This is a genomic window from Massilimicrobiota sp. An134, from assembly GCF_002160815.1.
GTDB classification, from domain to species: Bacteria; Bacillota_I; Bacilli_A; order Erysipelotrichales; family Coprobacillaceae; genus Allocoprobacillus; species Allocoprobacillus merdigallinarum.
The window spans coordinates 26,505-51,765 of record NZ_NFLH01000003.1 but is presented as its reverse complement, the minus strand read 5'-3'; the positions used below and the strand labels follow the sequence as shown (position 1 = coordinate 51,765).

General features: G+C 31.6%; 26 protein-coding genes and 1 other annotated feature. Of the genes, 17 read left to right on the top strand and 9 right to left on the bottom strand.

Features of this window, described 5'->3' with window-relative positions:
• Positions 1-41 precede the first annotated feature (41 nt).
• A complete protein-coding gene (locus B5E79_RS02215; RefSeq protein ID WP_343286448.1) occupies positions 42-1,736 on the top strand; it encodes an ABC transporter ATP-binding protein in 1,695 nt (564 codons plus the stop codon).
• Positions 1,737-3,473, top strand: coding sequence for an ABC transporter ATP-binding protein (locus B5E79_RS02210; protein WP_087296805.1), 1,737 nt, complete (start codon positions 1,737-1,739; stop codon positions 3,471-3,473).
• Positions 3,474-3,497: 24 nt separating this feature from the next.
• Here the strand turns inward: B5E79_RS02210 and B5E79_RS02205 are convergent, their stop codons facing one another.
• Positions 3,498-3,986: a hypothetical protein gene (locus tag B5E79_RS02205; protein WP_087296804.1), complete on the bottom strand. Its 489-nt coding sequence runs from the start codon at positions 3,984-3,986 to the stop codon at positions 3,498-3,500.
• Between the two features lie 123 nt (positions 3,987-4,109).
• Between B5E79_RS02205 and B5E79_RS02200 the strand changes: the two genes are divergently transcribed.
• A complete protein-coding gene (locus B5E79_RS02200; RefSeq protein ID WP_087296803.1) occupies positions 4,110-4,838 on the top strand; it encodes an acyl-[acyl-carrier-protein] thioesterase in 729 nt (242 codons plus the stop codon).
• Positions 4,839-5,009: 171 nt separating this feature from the next.
• Here B5E79_RS02200 and B5E79_RS02195 read toward each other — a convergent pair whose 3' ends face one another.
• Entirely contained in the window at positions 5,010-6,362 is a 1,353-nt protein-coding gene (locus tag B5E79_RS02195) for an MATE family efflux transporter (protein ID WP_206393096.1), read from the bottom strand.
• Between the two features lie 84 nt (positions 6,363-6,446).
• Between B5E79_RS02195 and B5E79_RS02190 the strand changes: the two genes are divergently transcribed.
• The gene (locus B5E79_RS02190) at positions 6,447-7,037 is read left to right on the top strand and encodes a hypothetical protein (protein ID WP_087296801.1); all 591 of its coding nucleotides are present in this window, start codon (positions 6,447-6,449) and stop codon (positions 7,035-7,037) included.
• On the opposite strand, the gene B5E79_RS02185 is transcribed toward B5E79_RS02190, so the two are convergent.
• Together B5E79_RS02185 and B5E79_RS02180 are read right to left on the bottom strand one after the other, a co-directional pair.
• Complete coding sequence (locus B5E79_RS02185) at positions 7,028-7,933, bottom strand: RluA family pseudouridine synthase (RefSeq protein WP_087296800.1); 906 nt, start codon at positions 7,931-7,933, stop codon at positions 7,028-7,030. The genes B5E79_RS02190 and B5E79_RS02185 overlap by 10 nt on opposite strands.
• Positions 7,930-8,739 (bottom strand): methyltransferase domain-containing protein, encoded by an 810-nt coding sequence (locus B5E79_RS02180; RefSeq protein WP_087296799.1) that lies wholly within the window; start codon positions 8,737-8,739, stop codon positions 7,930-7,932. Before B5E79_RS02180 ends, B5E79_RS02185 begins: the two co-directional genes overlap by 4 nt.
• A 161-nt stretch (positions 8,740-8,900) precedes the next feature.
• On the opposite strand from B5E79_RS02180, the gene B5E79_RS02175 reads away from it, so the two are divergent.
• Positions 8,901-9,716 (top strand): MurR/RpiR family transcriptional regulator, encoded by an 816-nt coding sequence (locus tag B5E79_RS02175; protein ID WP_087296798.1) that lies wholly within the window; start codon positions 8,901-8,903, stop codon positions 9,714-9,716.
• A 28-nt stretch (positions 9,717-9,744) separates the two neighbouring features.
• On the opposite strand, the gene B5E79_RS02170 is transcribed toward B5E79_RS02175, so the two are convergent.
• The 3 genes from B5E79_RS02170 to B5E79_RS02160 are packed head-to-tail and all read right to left on the bottom strand — an operon-like array spanning position 9,745 to position 12,189.
• On the bottom strand, positions 9,745-10,776 hold the full coding sequence (locus B5E79_RS02170) for a Gfo/Idh/MocA family oxidoreductase (protein WP_087296797.1): 1,032 nt from the start codon (positions 10,774-10,776) through the stop codon (positions 9,745-9,747).
• A complete protein-coding gene (locus tag B5E79_RS02165; protein ID WP_087296796.1) occupies positions 10,763-11,746 on the bottom strand; it encodes a Gfo/Idh/MocA family protein in 984 nt (327 codons plus the stop codon). Before B5E79_RS02165 ends, B5E79_RS02170 begins: the two co-directional genes overlap by 14 nt.
• On the bottom strand, positions 11,743-12,189 hold the full coding sequence (locus B5E79_RS02160; RefSeq protein WP_087296795.1) for a heme-binding protein: 447 nt from the start codon (positions 12,187-12,189) through the stop codon (positions 11,743-11,745). Before B5E79_RS02160 ends, B5E79_RS02165 begins: the two co-directional genes overlap by 4 nt.
• Positions 12,190-12,388: 199 nt before the next feature.
• Here B5E79_RS02160 and B5E79_RS02155 point away from each other — a divergent pair, with 199 nt between their 5' ends.
• From B5E79_RS02155 to B5E79_RS02120, 8 genes are all read left to right on the top strand, one after another.
• Positions 12,389-12,661: a hypothetical protein gene (locus tag B5E79_RS02155; RefSeq protein WP_087244150.1), complete on the top strand. Its 273-nt coding sequence runs from the start codon at positions 12,389-12,391 to the stop codon at positions 12,659-12,661.
• A complete protein-coding gene (locus B5E79_RS02150) occupies positions 12,662-13,771 on the top strand; it encodes a tetratricopeptide repeat protein (protein WP_087296794.1) in 1,110 nt (369 codons plus the stop codon). It abuts the gene before it with no gap.
• Positions 13,758-14,498, top strand: coding sequence for a TrmH family RNA methyltransferase (locus tag B5E79_RS02145; RefSeq protein ID WP_087296793.1), 741 nt, complete (start codon positions 13,758-13,760; stop codon positions 14,496-14,498). The genes B5E79_RS02150 and B5E79_RS02145 overlap by 14 nt, the downstream gene beginning before the upstream one ends.
• Positions 14,491-15,654, top strand: a complete 1,164-nt coding sequence (locus tag B5E79_RS02140; protein WP_087296792.1) for a MalY/PatB family protein — start codon at positions 14,491-14,493, stop codon at positions 15,652-15,654. The genes B5E79_RS02145 and B5E79_RS02140 overlap by 8 nt, the downstream gene beginning before the upstream one ends.
• An 82-nt stretch (positions 15,655-15,736) precedes the next feature.
• Complete coding sequence (gene fba / locus B5E79_RS02135; protein WP_087245053.1) at positions 15,737-16,603, top strand: class II fructose-1,6-bisphosphate aldolase; 867 nt, start codon at positions 15,737-15,739, stop codon at positions 16,601-16,603.
• 257 nt (positions 16,604-16,860) lie between these two features.
• Positions 16,861-17,445: an AfsR/SARP family transcriptional regulator gene (locus B5E79_RS02130; protein ID WP_087296791.1), complete on the top strand. Its 585-nt coding sequence runs from the start codon at positions 16,861-16,863 to the stop codon at positions 17,443-17,445.
• 147 nt (positions 17,446-17,592) lie between these two features.
• Positions 17,593-18,045 carry a GGDEF domain-containing protein gene (locus B5E79_RS02125; RefSeq protein ID WP_158095453.1) on the top strand — a complete coding sequence of 151 codons (453 nt, stop codon included), beginning with the start codon at positions 17,593-17,595 and terminating at the stop codon, positions 18,043-18,045.
• Positions 18,046-18,197: 152 nt separating this feature from the next.
• Complete coding sequence (locus tag B5E79_RS02120; RefSeq protein WP_241147431.1) at positions 18,198-18,755, top strand: hypothetical protein; 558 nt, start codon at positions 18,198-18,200, stop codon at positions 18,753-18,755.
• A 39-nt stretch (positions 18,756-18,794) separates the two neighbouring features.
• Here B5E79_RS02120 and trpS read toward each other — a convergent pair whose 3' ends face one another.
• Entirely contained in the window at positions 18,795-19,784 is a 990-nt protein-coding gene (gene trpS, locus B5E79_RS02115) for a tryptophan--tRNA ligase (RefSeq protein ID WP_087296789.1), read from the bottom strand.
• A gap of 36 nt (positions 19,785-19,820) precedes the next feature.
• Positions 19,821-20,020: a binding site (T-box leader), on the bottom strand.
• A gap of 103 nt (positions 20,021-20,123) precedes the next feature.
• Between trpS and spx the strand changes: the two genes are divergently transcribed.
• The 4 genes from spx (at position 20,124) to B5E79_RS02095 (ending at position 24,677) form a co-directional block, all read left to right on the top strand.
• Positions 20,124-20,579: a transcriptional regulator Spx gene (gene spx, locus B5E79_RS02110; protein ID WP_087245049.1), complete on the top strand. Its 456-nt coding sequence runs from the start codon at positions 20,124-20,126 to the stop codon at positions 20,577-20,579.
• 120 nt (positions 20,580-20,699) lie between these two features.
• Positions 20,700-22,970: a GGDEF and EAL domain-containing protein gene (locus tag B5E79_RS02105; protein ID WP_158095452.1), complete on the top strand. Its 2,271-nt coding sequence runs from the start codon at positions 20,700-20,702 to the stop codon at positions 22,968-22,970.
• Positions 22,971-22,972: 2 nt separating this feature from the next.
• Positions 22,973-23,926 (top strand): glycosylasparaginase, encoded by a 954-nt coding sequence (locus tag B5E79_RS02100; RefSeq protein WP_087296787.1) that lies wholly within the window; start codon positions 22,973-22,975, stop codon positions 23,924-23,926.
• A gap of 10 nt (positions 23,927-23,936) precedes the next feature.
• Positions 23,937-24,677, top strand: a complete 741-nt coding sequence (locus tag B5E79_RS02095; RefSeq protein ID WP_087296786.1) for a copper homeostasis protein CutC — start codon at positions 23,937-23,939, stop codon at positions 24,675-24,677.
• 6 nt (positions 24,678-24,683) lie between these two features.
• Here the strand turns inward: B5E79_RS02095 and B5E79_RS02090 are convergent, their stop codons facing one another.
• A complete protein-coding gene (locus tag B5E79_RS02090; RefSeq protein ID WP_087296785.1) occupies positions 24,684-25,256 on the bottom strand; it encodes a CYTH domain-containing protein in 573 nt (190 codons plus the stop codon).
• Between the last annotated feature and the right edge of the window lie 5 nt (positions 25,257-25,261).

The following is a 25,261-nucleotide window of genomic DNA, read 5'->3' as shown; positions in this document are numbered from 1 at the left end:
CGTTATAATAAATCAAGAAAAGGAATGATAAAAGCATGTGGATGAAATATTTAAAACCGTATCGTAAAGAAGCTGTTATTGGTTTCTTCTTTAAATTGATAGAAGCTTTTTTTGAATTGATTGTACCTATTGTTGTGGCAGATATTATTGATTATGGAATCTTACATCAAGATCAACAATACATTTTACAGCGAGGCCTTTTATTATTAGTATTAGCTTTATTAGGATATGCTTGTGCTTTGGTGTGTCAGTATTTTGCCTCAAAAACATCTCAGGGATTTGGAACTTATTTAAGAAATGATATGTTTAAAGCGATTCATGCTTATGATTATGAAAATATAGATGAAATTGGAATTCCATCATTAATGACACGTATCACTAATGATACGAATCAATTACAGTTGGCAGTTGCGATGACGATTCGTTTGGCATCACGTTCACCATTTTTAATTTTAGGTTCATTAGTCATGGCTTTTCGTATTTCAGTACCGATTGCTTTGATTTTTATTTGTGCAGCACCAATACTCGCTTTAGCAATATATGGAGTGATGTCAAAATCCCTGCCCCTTTATTTAAAAATTCAAAAACAACTGGATCATGTATCATTGATTTGTCGTGAGAATTTAGCAGGTATTCGTGTGATTCGCGCTTTTTCTAAACAGAAACAAGAAAAAGAACGTTTTCAACAGGCAACTCAAAAACAAAAAAACATGCAAATACAGGTTGGAAAACTTTCTGCACTTTTAAATCCAAGTACCAGTGTGATTGTCAACTGTGCTATTTTGGTCATTTTGTATGCAGGTGGTTTACAGGTCAATGCGGGACATTTAACCCAGGGAGAAGTAATAGCATTAATCAATTACATGAATCAAATTCTATTATCAATGTTTGCATTTGCTAATGTGATAGTCATTTATAATAAAGCAACAGCTTGTTATAAACGTGTACAGGAAGTTTTAGCTATTCAACCAGCTATTCAGGATGGAAAATGTCTTATTGATAATCAAGAAGGTCCATTGGTGACATTTGATCATGTCAGTTTTTCATATCAGGGTAGCCATGCATTGCATGATCTATCTTTTTCTATTCATCAGGGAGAAACAATTGGAATCATTGGTGGGACTGGTTCGGGAAAATCAACTCTCATCCATCTGATTCCTCGTTTCTATGAAGCGACGCAAGGACAAATTTATATCAAGAACAGACCTATTCAAGATTATTCTTTATTTTCTTTAAGACAGATGATTGGCTTGGTTCCACAACAGGCTACGCTCTTTACAGGAACGATTAAAGAAAATATCTGTTTGGCTAAAGAAAATGCTAGCGATGATGAAGTCAAACAGGCCTTGCATTTGGCACAGGCATCATTTGTAGATGAGTGGAAAGATGGCATTTATAGTCATATTACACAAGGTGGATATAATCTTTCTGGTGGACAAAAACAACGTTTAACGATTGCCAGAGCATTGGTGAGAAATCCTGAACTTCTTATATTAGATGATAGTGCCAGTGCATTGGATTTTGCGACTGATGCTGCTTTAAGAAAAGCCATTGCCACACTTCCTCAAACAACAATTATTGTTTCTCAACGTGTCAGTGCAATTATGCATGCTGATAAGATTCTTGTTTTGAGTCATGGTGAATTAGTGGGAATGGGAAAACATGATGAGTTGATGAAAACTTGTGAAATATATCAACAAATTGTCACATCACAAATGTCTAAGGAGGTGGCATAAATGGATATCAAAACAATGAAGCGTTTATTATCATTTTGTCGCCCGTATATGAAATATTTATATTGTGCTTTATTATGTTCATCAGGACAGATTGTTTTTACATTGTTGACACCTGTTTTTATTGGACAGGCTGTTGATCATATTATTGGACAGGGACTTGTGGCGTTTGATTTGTTATTTCAAAAAATGCTTTGGATATTGGGAAGTGTTCTGATTGCGGAAATTTTTGATTGGCTGGTAGTGAGATTATCTAATCGTATGACATATGCGATTACAAAAGATTTACGTGATCAATTATTTGAAAAATATGAAACATTGCCTTTAAGTTATATTGATAGTCATGCTCATGGTGATCTGTTAAGTCGTATGGTTAATGATATAGATTTAATTGGTGATGGTCTTTTACAGGGATTTACACATTTATTTAATGGGATTGCGACTATTATTGGAACGATTTGTTTTATGTTATATATTCAAACAACAGTTGCATTGATTGTGATTGTTTTAACACCTTTATCATTGGTTGTAGCAACAATTATTGCCAATAAGACATATAAGTATTTTCAAGAACAACTGGCTTTAAGAGGAGAACTTGGTGCTTATGTAGAAGAAATGATTGGCGGTGTTAAAGTTGTCAAGGCTTATGGTTATGAACAAACAAATCAGGAGCGTTTTGAAGAAATCAATCAGCGTGTTTATATCAGTGGTGTTAAATCACAGTTTTTAGGAGCATTAGCCAATCCGAGTACAAGAGTTGTCAACAATATTGTTTATGCCAGTGTCTGTATTGCAGGATCTTTATATGTGATTGGTGGCTCTATGAGTGTAGGAGCTTTATCAAGTTTTTTAAGTTATGCCAATCAGTATACAAAACCTTTTAATGAAATTTCTAATGTCTTTACCGAATTACAAACAGCATTGGCTTGTGCTTCAAGAGTTTTTCATTTATTAGATATAGATTCAAGTCCTAAACAGGGTCCAACGAAAACACTTTCGCATATTCAAGGACATGTCCAGATTCAACACCTCAGTTTTTCTTATCGAGATGATGAACCATTCATAGAAGATTTCAATGTGGAAGCAAAACCAGGGCAAACCATTGCAATTGTAGGACCAACAGGATGTGGAAAAACAACTTTTATTAATTTATTAATGAAATTTTATCAGCCACAACATGGTCAAATATGCATTGATGGCATTGATATTCAGGATATGAGCAGTGATTATGTCAGAAGTCTATATGGAATGGTTTTACAAGATTCTTGGTTATTTCAAGGAAGTATTAAGGATAATATTGCTTATGGGAAAAAAGAGGCAACTGATCAGGAAATTATAGAAGCAGCCCAAAAAGCTCATGCACATAAATTTATTATTCAGTTAAAAGATGGCTATGATACAATGATTAGCGAAGAAGGTGGAAATCTATCACAAGGGCAAAAACAGTTATTATGCATTGCGCGTATTATGTTAGTTAAACCACCAATGTTGATTTTAGATGAAGCGACAAGTTCAATTGATACACGTACTGAAAAGCAAATTCAAGAAGCGTTTGATTTAATGATGGAAGGACGTACAACCTTTATTGTTGCACATCGTTTATCAACTATCCAAAAAGCTGATCAGATTCTTGTCATGAATCATGGACAAATTATTGAACAGGGAAAACATGAAGAGTTATTGAAAAAGCATGGCTTTTATCACCATTTATATTATAGTCAGTTTGAAATACAAAAATAAAAACACGAGCTTCGTGTTTTTATTTTATCGAGAAATCATTTTTCTTAATTTTGTCTTATCAACAAAACGTGTTGGGAAACTATAATCTTTTTGAGCATAAACAAATGTAACTTTATTGTTATAAGTGAAATTCACTTTTTTCAGTTTACGATAATCTATCAGCATTCTTCCTACCATTAAGTTTTTACGACCTACTAACACAATTGTTGAAAGAAAATAAGCATAAACAACTGTTAATAGTGCTGCTGCATTTAATCCATTATGGAAAAATGATGAACGAGAAGTGATGATTCCATATACAACAGCAATAATACCACCAATAACCGCAATCAAATAAATGATAGTTAAAATTACATAAAAAATAAGACCACCAGTATTTAAACAAAGCTGTAAAGAATGATCTTGTTTACGACAACGAAAAAACGTAACAATAATGTTAGCGATAGAATATGTAAACCAAAGAAAAATAATTATTAAAACAAACGATAGAACTAATGAAAAAATTTCCTGCATAAATTAAACTTCCTTTCATACTTCTCTATTATACATATAATTTTGCTTTTCGCCTAGAAAAAAATGAAAATATGTGAAATCTTTATGAATTTTTATTATAATAGACACTAGGGAAGTGAAAATATGGAAGATTTAAAGAGTTATGAAACACGTGTTATTGAAATTAATGAAGTTGATGATATGGGAGAATATTTCTTTCATCATCTTTTAAATCGTTTTGCTCAAATTGCAACAGAGAGCGCTATGAAGTTAGGTGTATGGAATTATGATATGATGTCAAAATATGGATGGGTTGTGGCTAAACAGTATCTTCATTTAGATGAACCTATTCATTATCAAGATCGTATTGAATTATCAACAACGATTTCGAAAGGAACATATGTGAGTTTTCCAAGATATTATTATATTAAAAAAGATAATCGTCTGATTGGCACATGTTCTTCTGTTTGGACATTATTAGATATTCAAAAAAGAAGAATGGTTTCACCACAAAAAATAGGGATTACCTTTCCAGAAGCGCCTTTGGAGCATTTATTAGAATTACCACCAGCTATTCAAAAAGATATGGAATTCCAATATATGACAGAAAGAAAAGTTCTATATAGTGATGTCGATATTAATCAGCATATGAACAATACACGCTATGTTGAGTGGGCATTGGATTTCATTGATTTTGATAAACATCATCAGTGTTATATCAGTGATTTGAATATTCAATATCGTAAAGAAATTAGACCATTAGAAAAAGTTAAACTTTTTATGGCTGAAAATGGTCATCGTTATATTGTTGAAGGAAGAAGTCAGGAAGATGAGGTTTATTTTACGATAGAAATTTATTTTCGTGATAGATAATTTTCATAATATGAAAACATTTTTATAAAATTTATGATATGATAAGCATGTCCCAAATATCTATAATCGTATTCGTTTTCCCGTAAGAATACAAACAGGAAATAAGTTGCTTTATAGCAACTTTTTCTTTTTTACAAAACAGAAAGAATAAAATATGATTTATGATGTCTTTTATAGTGATTTTTCTAACCATTGACCACGTTGTTGACGATAGAGAAGCAATAAACCTCTGACACATAATTCAATGCACATAGCCAGCCAAACTCCATGTAATCCCATAGTTTGAACAAAAAGAACGGATAGAGATAAACGAACACCCCAAATACTCAAAAGATTGAGTAAGCTTGGTATAAGTGTATCTCCAGCTCCACGCAAGGCACCAGAAGCTACAATGGAAACACCATAGAGTGGTTCGGCAAAAAGTTCAATTCGTAAAACTTCTGTAGCCAGCTGTTGGGTCTGCGCATCTGGAGTTAAGATTTGAAAAACAAATGGTGAAATGACAAACATAACAATCGCAATGATTCCCATGATGATAGCACCAAAGGCAACAGTTAAATTGGAAAAGGACTTTGCAAGTTCTTTTCTTTGAGCACCCATGCATTGACCAACTAATGTGGTTGCGGCAGCTTCCAGTCCATATCCAGGCATATAACATAAGCTTTCAGCAGTGATCGCAAAGGAATGAGCAGCAATTGCAATTGTTCCTAAAGGGGCAATAATCTTTGTAGACATCACCATGGCACCACAAATGGCTATATGTTCAAAAGCTAAGGGTGTTCCAATCTGAAAAGCATTTTTCAATGTTTCTTTTTCAAGATAGAACTTTTCATGATTTTGGAATTTTAATAGAGAAGAATGACAAGTTGTATACCAGAGATTGATAAAACAGACTGTCAACTGGGCAAGCGCTGTTCCAATGGCTGCTCCCACAACACCAAAGTAATGAATGAAAATAAGATTATAAATCACATCTAATCCACACATGGAAGCATTGAGTAAACTCGGTATTTTCATATTACCACTACATTGTAACATGGAACTGCATAAACTATTTAATTGTAAAATAGGTAAACTTAATGTGAAAACAAGAAAATAGGCAGAAGCATTATCAAAAATAGCTGGATCAGCACCTAACCATGTTAATAAACTTTGATTGACAAGCACACCGATGATTAATAATATACAAGAAAAAATGAGGGATGTGATAAGCGCGGTTTTGAAAGTACGACGTGCTTTTTCATATTGACTTGCTCCAATGAGTTGTGCCACCTGAACCGCAAAACTGGTTGCCATAGCACTACATAGACCACTTAAAAGCCAACTGCTGGTTGATACAATTCCAATTGAAGCTGAAGCATCAGGACCGAGATGTCCAACCATGGCAGCATCAATATATTGCATTAAAATAGAAGAAACTTGTGATAAAATCGTTGGAATACTTAATTGAATAATAATATTGATTTTTTGTTTATTTGAAAGTACAGATTGATTTTTAATGATTTCAGTGAAATTTGTTGCCAAAAAAATTCCTCCCATCTTTAAGACATTGGAATCATTATACAATATTTTGTGGGTATGTTACAATAATGTCGAGGAGGATCAAATATGAAAAAAGAATTGGATATGATTCATATTTATGAAAACGGTCAATGTATTGGCTATGGTGGTAATCAGGACTGGTTTTTAGATGATTGGGCCAAAAAGGCTGGTTGTGCCAGTGTTTTAGCAAGTCATCTTTATACATATTATTTATCTATCACACAAATGTCAAAGTCAGAATTTTTAGAAATTATGAATCAGATGTTTCAACGCTTTACTCCAGGAAAAATGGGTTATCCATTTTTATATAAATTTGCAAGAACATTTTGTCAGATGATGCAAGAAAAGCAGGTGTTCTTGAAACCTGTTTACATGAAACAGTCTAAAAGTTATTGGCAGGCTATGAACTTTGTTGAAAAGAGTATAGATGAAGGTAATCCAGTAAGCTTACTGATTTTATCTCATCAGGCCAAAGAACTTGAAGATGCTAATTGGCATTGGGTTTGTATCACAGGGTATAAACATAGTTGTGATGGAGAATGGATTGTGTTTTCTGATTGTGGTATACGTCGTGAAATAGATGCTCATATTTTATTTGATATAAATGAAAAGAATGTTATGAAAATGGTCAGTATAAAAAAGAATCCTCAAAATTGAGGATCCATTTTTTTTATAAGTTTCAACATATCTGATGGAGGCTGACAAGTGAAGGTCAGTTTTTCTTTGGTAATAGGATGAATGCATTCTATTTGATAAGCGTGCAACGCTTGATGATTCAACAGGGCAGAAGAGTGACCATAAAGTTGATCTGATAAAATAGGATGTCCAATAGCAGACATATGGACTCTAATCTGGTGTTTTCTGCCACTATCTAAAACACATTCTATCAAAGAAAGATGATTCTTGCTGGAAAGGCAACGATAATGTGTACATGCCTTTTTACCATGAGGATGCACAATCATGCGTTGTTGATGGTGACGGTCTTTACCAATCGGTTTATCAATGGTATGCCATTGATGATCATGAAAATTTCCCTCAACAATAGCCAAATAATGACGATGAATGTCTTTCATAGACAATTGATAATCTAATAAAGGCTGTACAAATGCACATTTCACAAAAATCATTAATCCACTTGTTTCATAGTCTAAACGATGAATAAAGCGAACGGGAAGATTATAACCCTGTTGATGATAATAACCACTGACACGGTGCGCCAAAGAATTTGTATCATCTGGTTTAGCTGGAAAGACTTGAAGAAAAGGTGGTTTATTCACAATCAATAAAAACTCATCTTCATAAACAATATCTAAATCTTCATATACGGGTGGATACATCCCATCATCTTCTTGAAAAGCTTTGAATGTCAATTGATCACCTTTGACTAATACTGTTGAAGGTGAAACATAACGATTGTTGACAAGATATGATTTATTTTGTTTCATAAGATGAATTGTTTTTTTAGATAAATGAAACTGTTGAAATAAATCAATGATGGATATAGGTGAATCAATAAAGAGTGTTAAATAAGAGTGACGAATCTGATATTTCATGAGACTTGATAAACTGTTATACGAATATCAATAGTCACATCAAATTCACCTAAAGTATCTAAAACATGACGACGTTCTTTTTTAATATGATAAAAATGTGGTGTCATTTGTAAAAGATTGAGTGTATCTTCTTTTGTCTGTAAATGAATGGTCTGTTTATAATCATAACTTTCAACAACTGAAAAAGGTAAACGTATATGCTGATCAGATTTGATTTTAATTTCATCATAAATCAGTTCTTTGAATTCCACAAGATGATAAGGATTAGCTGTAACATGAATGATATAGCCATTTTTCTTTAGACAACGTTCTATTTCCTGTGCATTAACAACCGTAAATAAAGCTGTTATAACATCCAAAGAATGATCATCAATAGGAATGTTTTTAGAATTACCTACAATCCAATAAATATCTTTAGTATATTTTGTAGCCATTTGAATACCAATTTTAGAAATATCTAAACCATAAATCGTTGAATCATCATTTAATAGTTCTTTGATACGATATGTATAATAGCCTTCACCACATCCTAAATCTAATAATTGACGTGGAGAAGATGTATATTTTGTTAGACAGTGCATAACTTCATTTAAAATACCATCATAGTAACCTTTATTTAAATGATGTTGACGACATAGAAGACTTTCTTTATTATCACCAGGATTATTTGTGGCTTTATCTGGATTTAATAAGAGATTGATATATTTTTGTTTCGCAAGATCATAACAATGACCATTTTGACAACGATAACTTTTACCATCGAGAATAAGTGGTTCATGACATTTAGGACAAGCAAGATGATGCATAAACTTCCTCCTTTTTTGTGCATTATATCATGTTTATATATATTTGAAAATACAAAGCGTCCTAAGAATGTATGCGAATGAATAAAACATGTTTATTATTTTGAAAGGACTTATCAAAAAGAAAAGAGGCATGTTATAATGGGAAAAAGGGAGTGAAGGCTATGAATATCATTGATTTGTTAGACAATGAAACTTTATTTACAAAAAATGAATTAGAGATTGTCCATTACATCAAAGAAAATCCACAGGCTGTCATCCTCATGACGATTAAAGAATTGGCACAGGTAACTTTTTCTTCGAATGCAAGTATTATTAGACTATGTAGAAAACTAGGCTATAAAGGCTTTCGTGATTTTAAAATAGACTTTATGCGTTATATGGAGTCTTTAAAATATGTCAGGCAGGATATTGATTTTTCATTTCCTTTTCAAAGTGATGAACCGACATGGCAGATTATTAATAGCTTAGCGCATGTCTATAAGGAAAGTATTGACTTGATTAATAGTCAGTTAGATATAGATGAACTCGAAAAAATTGTGGATTTACTTGATCGTAGTCAAAGAGTCTTTATTTATGCGACTGGAGATTCCAAGATTACTGCTATGGGTTTTACTAATAAACTCATCAAAATAGGGAAATTCTTTTATATCGCAACAGAAAATAAAGAAGAAGTTTCTTTTTCTAAGGCTGCTACACCTCAAGATGTGGCCTTATTTATCACTTATTCTAAGCAGGATGTTTATCGTGAATCGCTTAGAATATTATTATATAATCATGTGCCTATCATCACAATTACCTCTAATCATGATGATATTCTATTTAAATACAGTCGCTATCATATATTGATTCCTCATAAAGAAAAAAATGAAAAAATAGCTACATTTTATTCGCAGATATCTTTTCAATATGTTTTGAGTATTCTTTATTCCTTGTTGTATAAAAAGCAGAAAAAGTCTATAGACAATAGACAATCATAAAAAGAGATTTCACAATAGGAAATCTCTTTTATTTTAAATTTTGAACTCCTTTTTCTAACATTTCCATTTGTAAAAGGGTTTGTTCATGTGTAATGATTTGCGGTTTTCCATTGACTATACAATCATAGATACCATCATAAACTCTCGCATAATCACCATCAACACTAGGAACTTTTTCTTCGTGATATTGACCTTGATCATCTGCATATGTTAATACACCATAATGTGCAGGAGTATCCTTTCCAAAATCTTCATGATCAGGCATATAGAATAATTTCAGATGTTCTTCCTGACGATCTTTTGTTTGTTTGACAAACATTCCTTTTTTTCCATAAACAATAAAACTTGGTCTTTCTTTGATTCTAAAATAACTTGATTTGACAGAAACTTTTAAAGTCCCATAATAAAGATCTAAATCAAAATAATCATTCATTCTTCCTTCACCAAGCAATTGTCTGACATCATAATGAACATGAGCAGGTCGACCAAAATAAGAAATCACTTGATCTAAAGTATGACATCCATGACCATATAAGTAAGAATGGGCCGGATCAAAGTGATCAACATTTTCTGGAACTTCAGGACGATAATAATCAAAATGCATTTCTAATTCTAATAAATCACCTAATTTTCCACTTTCAATGACTTTTTGAACAGTTAAAAAATCACTGTCATAACGTCTGTTTTGATATGCAGAACAATAAAGTCCTTTTTGATTCGCTAAATCAAAGATTTCTCTTGCCTGCTTTGAATTTTCCATAAATGGTTTTTCTACTAAACAGTGCTTACCTGCTTCTAGTACCATTTTGGCATAATTGTAATGAAAATGATGTGTTGTACACACAACAATCATATCAATGTCAGGATCTTGTAGTAATGCATTGACATCTTCACAATATTCTACACCATCAATGGCCTTCCATATATCATGACGAACGTGAATATCAAAAATCTTTTTCATCATAAATTTGTTCTGTCTTTGTAAAACAAATGGAATATGGTAACGATTGGCACTTTTCCCATTTCCAATATAACCTAATACTAATTTATTGTTGATCATTGTCAAAAATAACTCCTTCCTGTTGCCTACCTTTTTCCATAACTTGAGCAACCTGTAAACTTAATCCTATCATGGCTTGTGCTTTTTCAAAATCTTTTTCATTAATGATTCTGATAAATTCTTCAAATTCATAATATAAACGATGCTGATCTTGAGGGAATTCATATTTTGTCTGATGTCCTTTATTATCAATGAATGTATATTCAGTCATCTGATTCATAGGTTTATCAATCACAATAACGCCCTGATCTCCCTGAAGAGTTGAAGTAATAGGCGCTTTACAGTCTTTAGCTCCAATAGAAATCGCTTTTAAATGAGGATACTCTAAAACCATAATACCACTTGTATCAATACCTTTTTCAATATTAGCAAAGTAGTGCTGATTTTCAGGCTGTCCCATCAACCCTATAATAGCATGTAAGTTATAAACATTTAAATCCATTAAAGCACCACCAGCTTTATGATAATCAAAAGCAGGTAAAATACGACCTTCTTTAAAAGCGTCATAACGTGATGAATACTGACTATAATTAAAGTTTAAGATTTTGATTTGTCCTAATTTGGATAAATGTGTTTTTAAAGATTGATAGGCTGGTAAATAATGGATATTCATAGCTTCTAAAATGATGATATGATGTTCATGACTTAAAGCAATTAAATCCTGTAATTCATGGGCATTGGCACAAATAGGCTTTTCGATAATCACATGCTTTCCTTTTAATATCGCTTTTTTCGCAAAACCATAATGCAAATGATTAGGTAATGCTATATAGACTGTATCAATATCACTGTCTAATAATTGATCATAGTCATAAAAGATTTGATCTAAGTGAAACTTTTGACATAATTCTTCAGCTTCTTGTTGAGTTTGTGTCGTTGCCAGTAAATATGTTTTTTTAATATCGAACTTTGAGTAAGTTGTCATTAAATCTTTGACAATCATTCCGGTTCCTAAAATTCCTAATTTCATGATTGCTCCTTCTTTCTTTTTAATTTTTGTAGACAATGGACGATGATTTGATGATCTTGATCATGTTCTAATCCTGAAACAATACAACATCCTATTCTTTGATTTTGGACCATTAATGGAAAACCACCACCACATATCGCAAACTGGGAATCTTGGAGATAATGGTTATATTGATGTGTTTGTTCATTCTGAGCCCAGATATAATATGAGGAATGACCAAATGTTTCAACTGTTTTTTGTTTACGATTCAGCCATTCATCACCTGTTTTTCCATTCATCAGGTATTGAAAAACAATATCATGATGCAAAACAATACGGATACGAATGTTTTTGAGATGATCTTGTTTCACTTTTTCAACAAGCATCTGTCCTAAAATATAGGCATCTTCATGATCGAAAGACTGAAAAGATAAGTCCTTTTCTAATTGTAATAAATCATCCATATTTTCACCTCAATGAAATTATCTCATAAAATCTAAAAAAGGGAAATTATTTATAGAATTTTGAAAATAAAGTTCATGATTTATATGGATAATGAAAAAAAGTTGAACTTTTTTATCAAAATGATGAAAATCAAAAAAGGGCTTTATTTTTTTAAGAAATCAAGTAGAATAATGTTAAGAGTGATGAAAGGAGAAGTTTATGGGATTATTTAAAAAGAAAAAAACGGTCATTGATTATGATGCCATGTTTAAAGAACAATATAAGTCTATTAATCAAATCACACAACAGGCTCATAATGAATTGGATTATGTGATTAAAGAATCTTTATATGAAGTGATTGTAGAAAAATATAATGAATTGATTGATTTTATTGATCAGGGTGCTCATTTTGATAAAGCACATTTTGAAGCACTACGAGATAATGCGAAAAAAGAATTACAATCAATTCATCAGATTAATCAAAGTGAATAAATGAATATTCAGATTATTGAAAAGGTTATAGATGTCTTTAATCGCTATGGAGATGGATTAAGGTTTCAGATTGAACGTTTTGAGGAAGTTTTAAATGATGAAGCACCAGATATGATGGATGAATGTTATTTGGTTGTTTTAGGAATGAAAATGGGTGTTTTTGAAGCTATTATATTTGATGAGGATTTTGAAATCTCTCGATATGTTCGCTATTTATGTGAATTTGCTTCATTAAGTGAAGAAGAAGCTTTATTTATGGTGAGTGTATTTTCTCAAGTGATTGATGAAATAGGTTATTATTTTGAAATACCTGATGTTGAAGAATTTTTAAAAACAGCTTATCAACAAAATAATGATTCACATCTCTATGTTCTGGCAAGAACTTATTTTTTAGGTTTTGGAATCAAACAGGATTATGAGAAAGCTTTTGAAATCTTTTCTTATTTATATCAGCATGGATATCATGAATGTTGTTATTATATCGGTTATATGTATGAACATGGATATGGTGTTGAACAGGATATTGCACAGGCATTCAATTACTACAAACAAAATGTTGACAGCTTATCAGCTTTAAGGTTGGGGCTGTTTTATATGTATGGACGCTATGTGACTCAAGATGATCAAAAAGCAATCCAGTATTTATCACAAAGTCAACAAAAAGAAGCATATCTTTATAAAGGAATTTTATTAGAAAAACAGAGAGAATATTCTGAAGCTTTTCAATCTTATTTATTAGGAGCAAAGCATTTTCAAAAAGAATGTATGTATAAGGTTGGACTGTTATTGAAGTTAGGTATAGGTGTGGATTTGGATTTAAAAGAAGCCATGCATTATTTTATATATGGATATTATCTGTTGCAGGAAGATTGTGCCTATGAACTGGCTATGATTTACTTTGATGGTATTGTTGTGGATAAAAATCAAAAGAAAGCATTAGATTATTTACATCAGTCAGCACGATTAAATAGTTATGATGCTTGCTTATTGTTAAGCCAATTATATGAACTTGGACGTTATGTAGAAAAGAATCATCGCTTTGCTTTGTCTTATTATCAGCAGGCACAAATTATCAGGAAGGAAAAAGAAAGGGAATATGAAATTATATAAAAAAGGAAATGATCAGTCTTATACTTTAGGTGTTTTTCCAACGATTGAACTGTTAAAGCATAGACCACAGGATGTCGTCAGAGTGGTTGTTCATTCATCCATTCATCAAAATAGGGGATATCCTATGATTCAAGAATTATGCCAACAATATCATATTCCGATTGATGTACATGATCGTACGATTGAAAAATTAAGTCCTAAAAATAATTGTTATGCGATTGGCGTTTTTAAAATCTATACATCCCCCTTACAACAGGCTCATCATGTTGTTTTGGAACATCCCATGGATATGGGAAATATGGGAACAATTATGCGTACAATGTTAGGATTTGGATATAAAAACTTAGCTATTATTAAACCAGCTGTTGATATTTTTGACCCGAAAGTCATTAGAGCGTCAATGGGTGCTATCTTTCATTTGAATGTTGCTTACTATGAGTCGTTTGAAGAATATTATCATGCATTTTCTGATCATGAATTCTATCCTTTTATGTTGAAAGGGGCTAAAAATATTCATCAGGTTCATTCTCATCAATGTCATAGTTTGATTTTTGGTAATGAAAGTCATGGTTTGGATGATACATATTTAAATTATGGTCAAAGTGTTTTTATTCCTCATCATGAGGAAATTGATTCATTAAATTTGTCAATGGCATTAGGAATAGCATTATTTCATTTTTCAAAAGCAGAATTTGAAGGAAAAGAGGTATTAAGAGAAGATGTATGATTTTGATAAAGTGATTGAAAGAAAAGGAACAAACAGTGTGAAATATGATGGTGAAAAAATGCAAGATTCACATATGATTCCAATGTGGGTAGCAGATATGGACTTTGAAACTCTTCCAGAAGTCAAAGAAGCTTTGGTTAAGCGTGCCAGTCATGGCGTTTTTGGATATGCTACACCAACTGAAAGTTATTATCAGTCTGTCATTAACTGGATGAAGACACGCCATCATTTTGATATTCAAAAAGAATGGATTGTCACAACTTCAGGTGTTGTAGGTGCTTTAAAATTAGCGGTAAGAGCTTATACACAAAAAGGTGATGCCATTATGGTTATGAAACCTGTTTATTATCCTTTTGATGCATCTATCAATTTAAATGAAAGAATGGTTGTAGAATGCCCACTTGTATTTCAGGATGATCATTATGAATGTGATTTTGAAGTGTTTGAAAAACAGATCGTTGATCATGATGTCAAGATGTTTATCTTATGTAATCCACATAATCCCATTGGTAAAGTCTGGACACGTGATGAATTGTATCAGATAGGTAAAATTTGTCAAAAACATCATGTTTATGTGATTAGTGATGAAATTCATATGGACTTTATTTATGAGGGAAATGAACATGTTCCTTTCTATAATGTAGATCCATCATTTGCTGAATTCAGTATTATTTGTACAGCACCATCTAAAACATTTAACTTGGCGGCTCTACAGACATCTAATATTATTATTAAAAATGAAGATCTACGTGAAAAATTTCAAAAAGAAAAAAATGCTTCAGGTATGAGTGATCCTAATATTTTTGGATTAGAAGCTTGTGAAGCAGCTTATACATATGGAGCTCAGTGGGTTGATGAACTGGTAGATTATTTATCTGGAAATATAGCTTATATGAAAGAATTCTTTGCTGAAAGACTACCAGAAATTAAGGTGATTGATCCACAGGGATTGTATCTGGTCTGGGTAGATATGCGAAGCTTAGGTATGAATAAAGATGAATTAGAAACATTTATGTTGGAAAAAGCACATTTATGGCTGGATGAAGGTTATATTTTTGGAACAGGTGGAGAAGGATTTGAAAGATTTAATGTCGCTTGTCCACGTTCAACATTAAAACAAGCTTTAGAACAATTAGAAAAAGCAATAAAAGAATGATAAAAAAGAGAATATTTATGGAAATTTTCATAAAATCAGTGTATGATATATGTGTAAAAAAAATGTAAAGGAGATTTGAATTATGGGATTAGTTTCAGCTAAAGAAATGCTTGATAAAGCAAAAGCAGGTCACTATGCTGTTGGTCAATTTAATATCAACAACTTAGAATGGACTAAATCAATTTTATTAACTGCGGAAGAATTAAAAGCACCAGTTATTTTAGGAGTTTCTGAAGGAGCTGCTAAATACATGACTGGATATAAAACAGTTTCTGCAATGGTGAAAGCAATGGTTGAATCTTTAAATATTACTGTACCAGTTGCTTTACACTTAGATCATGGTAGTTATGAAGGAGCTAAAGCTGCATTAGAAGCTGGTTTCTCTTCAATTATGTTTGATGGTTCTCATTATGGAATCGAAGAAAATATTGAAAAAACAAAAGAAATCGTAGCTTTATGTCATTCAAAAGGTGTATCAGTTGAAGCAGAAGTTGGTTCAATTGGTGGAGAAGAAGACGGAGTTATCGGTAAAGGTGAAGTTGCTGACCCTAAAGAATGTAAAATGATTGCTGATTTAGGTGTAGATTTCTTAGCAGCAGGTATTGGAAATATTCATGGTAAATATCCTGCTAACTGGGAAGGTTTAGATTTTGATGCATTAGATGCTATTCAACAAGAAACAGGAACTTTACCATTAGTATTACATGGTGGTACAGGAATTCCTGCTGATATGATTAAAAAAGCTATCACATTAGGAGTTTCTAAAATCAACGTTAATACTGAATGTCAATTATATTTCCAAGAAGCTACTCGTAAATATATTGAAGCTGGTAAAGATTTAGAAGGTAAAGGATTCGATCCTCGTAAATTATTAGCTCCAGGTGCTGAAGCTATTAAAACTTGTGTTAAAGAAAAAATGGAATTATTCGGATGCATTGGTAAAGCTTAATTTCATGTGAAGCAAAGTCAACTCATTGAGTTGGCTTTTTTGTATAAAACTATATATTTATTGATCTTTGATTATATGTAAAAGTGATTATTTTTTTTGAATATTTCATAGAAAAAATAACAAAAAAAGACATCAACTTTGTCAAAAATGTAAGCGCTTTTTTGAATTGTGTTATTATATTCTAAAATTCTTGTCAAATTTAAAGAAAACTATTAAAATAAAAATGAAAACACAGATTATATAGGGAGCGGGGTTATATGTCAATGAACGATTATGTTCATATAACAATGTTTCGTAAATTTTCGTTTTCATATCATAATTGTACAATTGATAGTGACACGATGAAATCTGAAAAACTTGTGAAATTATTTGCTTATCTTCTATCTCATTATCAGCGAACAGTGCCTTCTAATGAACTGATTGAAATGTTATGGTATTTAGATGATGTTGATAATCCTATAGGAGCATTAAAAAATTTAATATATAGATTAAGAGCCTTATTAAAAAAAGAGTTTGGATTTACAGATTTTATTATAACTGGAAAAGGATCGTATGCGATTAATTTGGCATATCATTTAAGAATAGATACAGTTGAATTTGAAAAGTATGAAAAATATTTAAGAGATTCTTCAAAACCAGAATATTTTGAAAAGTTTCTTAATGAATATACAGGGAAGTATTTGGTAGAAATTAAAGAAGATCATAATACTTTATCTAAACGTGTTTATTATCATTCACTTTATATGGATAAGGTTGTTGAGTATGCAAAGCTGTTGGAAGATAAGCAGGATTATGAGAAGATGGAAACAATAGCTAAGCGTGCTATTGAGATTGATAATTGAGAAGAGTCTATTTATGAAATCTGGATTCGTTCTTTATATTTTCAACAGCAGTATAAAAAAGCAAAAGAGATATATAAAGCAACAACTGATTTATTGTATCAGACTTTGGGCGTTAAACCATCTAAGTCAATGCTGAAATTATATGAGATGATTAAAAAAGAAAGTCATGATGAAGATTTAGATATTATGGAAATTCAACAGGAGCTTTCACGTGATGAAGCTTATGGGGCTTTTCTTTGTGAGTATGGAACATTTAGAGAAATATATACTATGCAATCAAGAATGATGGGAAGATTAGGAATTTGTTCTCAGTTATGTTTAATCACAATTCTTGATCATTCACAGATTGAGGATCAACATTCCCAAAAAGCTATTGAAAGAATGATGACGAAAGTTCAGGATGCTTTACTCAGTGGTCTTCGTATTGGCGATGTTGTATGCAGGTTAAATGTGAATCAGTTTGTTGTTCTTTTGCCTGCATGTCATAATGACGATGCCAAAAGTGTTATGAGTAGAGTTTTACGTAAAATAAAATATTCATTGAATCATACAACATTAACGATTGATTTCATGGTTGGAGAAATCATGCCAAAGCAATAAAGCGTGACAAATAAATGAAACAACATATATTGACATACCCATTTTTAGACTTACTGCAACAGTGAGTCTTTTTCTTTTTATGATGATTATAGAATGGTCTTTTTAGGTATAATAAACATATGATACATTACAGGGGGTTGAATATTTTGTTAGTGAATTTTGTTTATGATGATGAAGAATTATTAGAACCATATGAGTGGCAGGACGATGATTCTTATGAAGAAATAGAAAATGCACCTCTTTATCATGTTTCAACAAAACAGTTACATGATTTTTTATATGCGAAGTTTTATCAATTCAGTGGAACAGATGGTATTTTTATTGTTGGTGATGGTCATTATTGCTTTGTTGTGGATATTAAAAATCATACAATTGTACGTAGAGGAACTTTTTCATGGCAACAAAGACAACAGATTAATGACATATTAAAACAAGAACCGATAACTTTTTTTCAATATCAGATCAAAGATGAAGCTTATGATAAAGAATTTGGTTTAACAAGAAATGAGCGTTTAAAGAAAATGTGTCTAGAAGAAGTTATTGATGAGATTTTTGTGATCCGTTATGATGTCTTTTTGGAAATATGCCAACAATTTCATATTGAGGGAGAAAATCCCAGTGAAAAATATTTGGCTTTAAAACATAAGATTGAAAAAGGATATACATCCTTGCATGAATTATTGTATAAAGAATTGGTTCAAAAAGGTTAAAAAGCAAACTTCATATTCATAAGAAGTTTGCTTTCTGTTTTATTTCTTTTTAATTGTAATTCCAATTTTTCTTTCCACTTTGGCTAGTTTCTTTCTTGCGATGATGCGTGCTTTCTTGGCACCTTCTTCTAAAATGTCATCTAAATAAGAACCACTCATAATTTCATGATAACGATTTTGTATCTTCTCAAGTTCTTCTCCTAAAACTTCAGCTAAATCATTTTTAAATTCTCCATATCCTTTACCATCATATTGTTTTTCAAGATCTTCAATAGGACGATTTGCTAATATTGAATAAATTTCCAATAAGTTAGAAATACCTGGTTTATTTTCAGGATCATAATGAATATGACCATCGCTATCCGTCACGGCAGATTTGATTTTCTTTTTAGAAATATTGATATCGTCTAAGATATAAATGGTTCCTTTTCCTAGTTCATCAGATTTGGACATCTTCTTTGTAGGATTTTGTAAATCCATAATACGTCCCCCTACTTTAGTCACTAATGGTTCTGGAATTTTGAAAGTTTCGCTATAACGTGAATTAAATCTTTCAGCAATATCACGACATAATTCTACGTGTTGTTTCTGATCTTCACCAACCGGTACAAAATCAGGATCATACATTAAAATATCAGCATTCATTAATGAAGGATAATTAAATATACCAGCACCAATGACTTCATTTTTGGCTTTCTTATCTTTGTATTGTGTCATACGTGAAAGTTCTCCCATAGACACCATACATCCTAAATACCAACCAAGTTGAGCATGTTCTAAAACATCTGACTGTAAAAATAAAGTTACTTTTTCAGGATCTAATCCAGCAGCAATATACAATGCAATTAAATCTTTCGTGTTTTTACGTAAATCAGCAGGCTTTTGATAAATAGTCATAGAATGAAGATTAGCAATAAAAATAAACATTTCATATTCATCCTGATAAGAAACAAAAGGTTTGATAGCTCCAATATAATTACCTAAAGTCACACGACCAGTTGGTTTGATTCCACTTAACATTCTTTTCATCATAACGACCTCCTTTAAAATAAAAAAACGTCCTTAAAAAAGGACGTATAAATACGCGGTACCACCTTTATTCATATCATTGATATGCACTCTTGTCTTAACGCGACTCACGAAAAATGACTCATGCCATTTTTAGCTCCAGAATCCCAATTCATTATCGTTCATGGCTTGTTTGCATCACCCACAAGCTTTCTTAACATGAATAGATAACTACTCCATTCTTTCATTGCTGTAAAGTCATTATAGAACGACAAAGATGTAAAATCAATAGAATCATAAAAAATAATTTCATAATTGTTGAAAATGATGTATAATGAGTAAACAAGAGGAGATGATGTAATGATTAGAATTTATACAGCACCAAGTTGTGCTTCATGTAGAAAAGTCAAAGCATGGCTGAAAGAACATCAGATTCCTTATGTTGAAAAAAATATTTTTTCTACATTATTACGTGAAACTGAGTTAAAAGAACTTTTAGAAAGAAGTGAAAATGGAACAGATGACATTATTTCTAAAAGATCAAAGATTATTAAAGAAAATAAAATAGATTTAGATGATATGTCTATTAATGAATTAATTCATTTTATTCAAGAAAATCCATCTATTTTAAAAAGACCTATTATTATTGATGAAAGACGTTTTCAGGTCGGTTATAATGCTGAAGAAATTCGTGCTTTTATTCCTCGTGAACTGCGTCGTTTACAAGAGTGTAATAATAGTGACTTCTGTCCACAATTTACTGATATTAAGGAACAATATTATCAGGATCACAAATGTGATGATGGTTGTGAATAAAAGATAATGAGTCGTTTCTATACTGAGATAGAGGCGATTTTTATTTTGTGAGAGAATGTTTTATAGTTGTCAAGAAAGTGATATAATATCATAGAGAAATGAGAAACAATGGAGGAAAAAATGATGATAAAAGGGGAACTTGAGAAAAAAATGAAAAAAATGATCATAATTTCTTCTGTTATTGTAGTGCTGCTTTTGACTATGAGTATTTTTTTGCGTATTTATTTAAATCATATTGTCAGAAATAATATGATTGACCAAGTTGATAATACTGTTGATAAATACATTCATATAATACAAAAACAAATAGATAATGATTTTCAATTTTTAGATTCTTTTGCTAGTGTTTTACAGCTGGAAAATATAACAAACAATCAAGAATTTCCACAGGTTTTAGAAGAAACTAATGAACAAAATGATTTTATAACGATGATGTATTTTGATTTGAATGAAAGGGGAGTTGTTGCCAATTTAAATCAAGAGGTATTGGTCAATAAGCCTCTAACAGATTTTCAAGAAGAAATTCAAAGAGTTGTTTATGATACTTTGGCTAATCAACGTACTGTATCTGATATTTTTCAAAGTCAATTAACTCATGAAATGATTTATGCTTATGGAGTCCCAGTTTATCAAAACAAACAGATTGTGGGAGCTTTAATCGCCACACAAACAGTAGAATTGCTGATGGATGCTGGGCAAGGAAGTGGTATTTTAGGTGGGGATACGTATGCTTATCTTGTTGATGAATCTGGTCAAGTTTTAGTTAACTCTCAATATGATATTTTTCATCAGACTTCAATATTTCAACAACCTTTTTTGCAAAAACAAGATTATCAGCAAATGAAAGAACATTTAAAAGATCATCAAGATATAACATTTTCATTTGAATATGAAAATGCACAATATCATGCTCTATTAAAACCCATTGGATTAAAAGATTGGAATCTTTTATGTGTTAATATGTTGGAAAATTCTCACTTGTTTGCTGATAGGAATATGAGAATGGTAGGTTTGATATTTTTAAGTATCATATTGTTAGTTGTAGGATTATTGATTTATGGATATCGTATTATTTTAAAAAACAATCGTGAGTTACAGAAAGTCGCTTATTTTGATCATTTAACAGGAGCGTATAATTTTTCTTATTTTATGACTTTGGGTGAACGATACTTTATGGATAATAAATGTTGTAGTGTGGCTGTTTTAAATATTCATCAATTTAAGTTTTTTAATGAAATTTTTGGACATGATTTGGGAGATCAGTTGTTATGTCATGAAAAGAAAGTGATTGAAAACCATCTACATGATGGAGAATTTTTTTGCCGTGATACAGCAGACCAATTTTATGTTTTTCTATGTGAAACAGAGGAATCCGTTTTATTGACACGCCTTAATCAAATGATGGAAGAGATTATTGAATATATGGATTTATTACACACAAATTATCATTTGAAGATTCATTGTGGTGTGGCGATATCAAGTGAAGAGCTGATTGTGGATAATTGTTTTGAAGATTTAATGGTCAGAGTTATGTTTGCTTTAGCAAAATCAAAGGAAACGATACTTTCTAATATTTGGTTTTATGATATTGAATTACATGAACAGGAAATAATGGATAATTATATTGAAAGTCATATGGAACAGGCTTTAAAAGATGGAGAATTTCAATTATATTTACAGCCAAAAGTTGATATGGAAACTGGTCAATTACAAAGTAGTGAAGCTTTAGTCCGTTGGACCACACAAGATAACCAGCAATTGTATCCTAATCAATTTATTCCTATTTTTGAAAAAAGTGGCTTTTGTATGAAATTAGATATGTATATGTTTGAACAGGCGTGTCTACAAATTAGAAAATGGATGGATCAAGGCATAGAGCCTATCGGTATTTCTGTCAATCAATCTAAATTATTGTTTTATGAATCTGATTATGTCGAACGATTAAATGCGATTGTTCAAAAGTATCAAGTACCAGCTCATTTGCTGACTTTAGAAATATTAGAAGATTTGGTCATTAATAATGTAGATGCAGTCAATGAAAAGATAGAACAGCTACATCAAATAGGATTTAAAGTTTCAATGGATGATTTTGGAAGTGGTTATTCATCTTTAAATATTTTAGGAAAGATTGATATTGATGAATTAAAGATAGACAGAATATTTTTACAAGAAATATTAGATGGAAAAAATAAGAAAGCTCAAATTATTTTGGAAGAAATTATTAAATTGACAAAAATTTTATCTATTTCTACAGTTGTTGAAGGAATAGAAACAAAAGAATATCATGATTTTGTTAAGTCACTTGGTTGTCATTATGGACAGGGTTATTATTATGATAGACCTATAAGTCAACAAGAATTTGAAATACGATATATGAAAGAAAGGAGATAAACATGTGGGGGATTATTGCAACTTGGCGTATGGCTAAGGAAGGGATTGAAAAAGCTGAAAAAATATTAGATAGTCAAGGTGATGCTGGTGACGCTATTGAAACAGCTATTAAAGAAGTGGAAGATTTTCCTTATTATAAGTCAGTGGGATATGGTGGATTACCTAATGAAGCCATGGAAGTAGAATTAGATGCAGCATACATGAATGGAGATACTTTAAGTGTTGGAGCAGTGGCTTCTCTTCAAGATTTTGCAAATCCTATATCAATTGCCAGACGTTTATCACATGAAACAGTCAATTGCATGCTGGTTGGTCAAGGGGCTGAAAGTTTTGCCAGTCAGGAAGGTTTTGAAAGAAAGAATATGCTTACGGATCGTGCTAAGATTCATTATAAAAATCGCATCAAAGAAGAGCAATCAAAACTCCAGCCATATGCTGGTCATGATACAGTTGGGATGGTGTGTTTAGATGATTCTGGTAAGATGACAGCAGCGACATCAACGAGTGGATTGTTTATGAAGAAAAAAGGGCGAGTTGGTGATTCACCTATTATAGGTTCGGGTTTTTATGTAGATTCACAAATTGGAGGAGCTTCAGCGACAGGCTTAGGTGAAGATTTAATGAAAGGATGTATTTCTTATGAAATCGTCAGACTCATGGCACAGGGAATGCATCCACAAAAAGCTTGTGAAAAAGCTGTTTTTGAACTTGAACAAAAATTAATCAAAAGACGAGGGCATGCAGGGGATTTATCTGTTGTGGCAATGAATAAGGATGGCGAGTTTGGTGTGGCAAGTAATATTGAAGCATTTTCTTTTGTCGTTTGTTTACCACATTTAAAACCAACTGTTTATCTGGTAAAAAGAGAAGGAAATCATTGTACCTATCAACCTGCCAGTCAACAATGGCTTGATGAATATATGCAAACACGCATGGCCCCATTGAAAGAAAAGTAGAGGAGATTGTATGAAACCAATAGTAGAAATTTGTTGTGGAAGTTATAGTGATGCTTTAGCGGCATGGAAGGCTGGAGCAACACGCATTGAATTGAATAGTGCTTTATCATTAGGTGGTTTGACACCTACATTGGCTACATTGAAAATGACAAAGCAAAATACAGGTTTAAAAGTCATAACAATGATTCGCCCTAGGGGTGCTGGTTTTTGTTATGATGAAGAAGAATATGAAGTGATGAAACAGGATGCAAAGATCATGTTAGAAAATGGAGCAGAGGGCTTGGCATTTGGATTTTTAGATGCATCAGGACATATTGATGAAAAACGTACTCAAGAATTTGTTGAGCTCATCCATGCCTATCATAAGGAAGCTGTTTTTCATCGTGCTTTTGACTGTGTGGATGATCCTTTTCAGGCTATTGAAATATTAATTCAATTAGGTGTTGATCGTCTTTTAACAAGTGGTTTAAAAGCAAAAGCGATAGATGCTCTTGAACTTTTAGAAAAGCTTCAACAGTGTTATGGACAAGATATAGAAATCTTAGTTGGTAGTGGTGTGAATGCTTCAAATGTTTTAGAAATCTTACAGAAAACAAAAGTGCAACAGGTACATAGTTCCTGTAAAGATTGGGTTGAAGATGCTTCAACGATAGCAAAAGATGTTTCTTTTGCTTATGCGCCTGCCCCACATGAAAAAGATTATGAAATCGTCAGTCAAAAATTAGTTGAAAACATACTTCAGCAATTATAAAAACAGTCACTTATGACTGTTTTTATATGCTTCAAAAGCACGTGCAACTTTACTTGGACAATTGTGTTGATAGTGTAAATGATAAGGCTCAATGATTTTTAAAAATTGTGAGAATCCTTGGGTTTCATCATTGACTTCAAATTCTAGTTCATAATCATGTTGATCTAAATAAGTATTTTCATCTAAAGATAAAACACCTTCAGGTAATTGAATATCATAGCGATGGGTTGTTAATGAAAAGGGATGTTGTAATTCATTGATCTTAATGCCATCATTTTCTAAAATATCCGTGATTTCGTTTTTTAAACGATATTGCAAAAATAAATTTTTTTCTGTTTCTGTTAAAGACAGATTGGTTTCTAAACGATGATTTTGATAAGGTCTTTTTAAAGTGAGTTCGTACTGATTGTTTTTAGTACGAATACGTAACATATATTTTTTTTGAGATAAAATAGGATGAGTGAAATAATCGTTGATTTGGATATAATCTTTTGTTATCTTATTTTGATAATCATGAAGAATTTGATGGAAGATATCTTGAGTTAAAAGAATTTTATATTCTATTTCTAATTGTTGCATTGAAA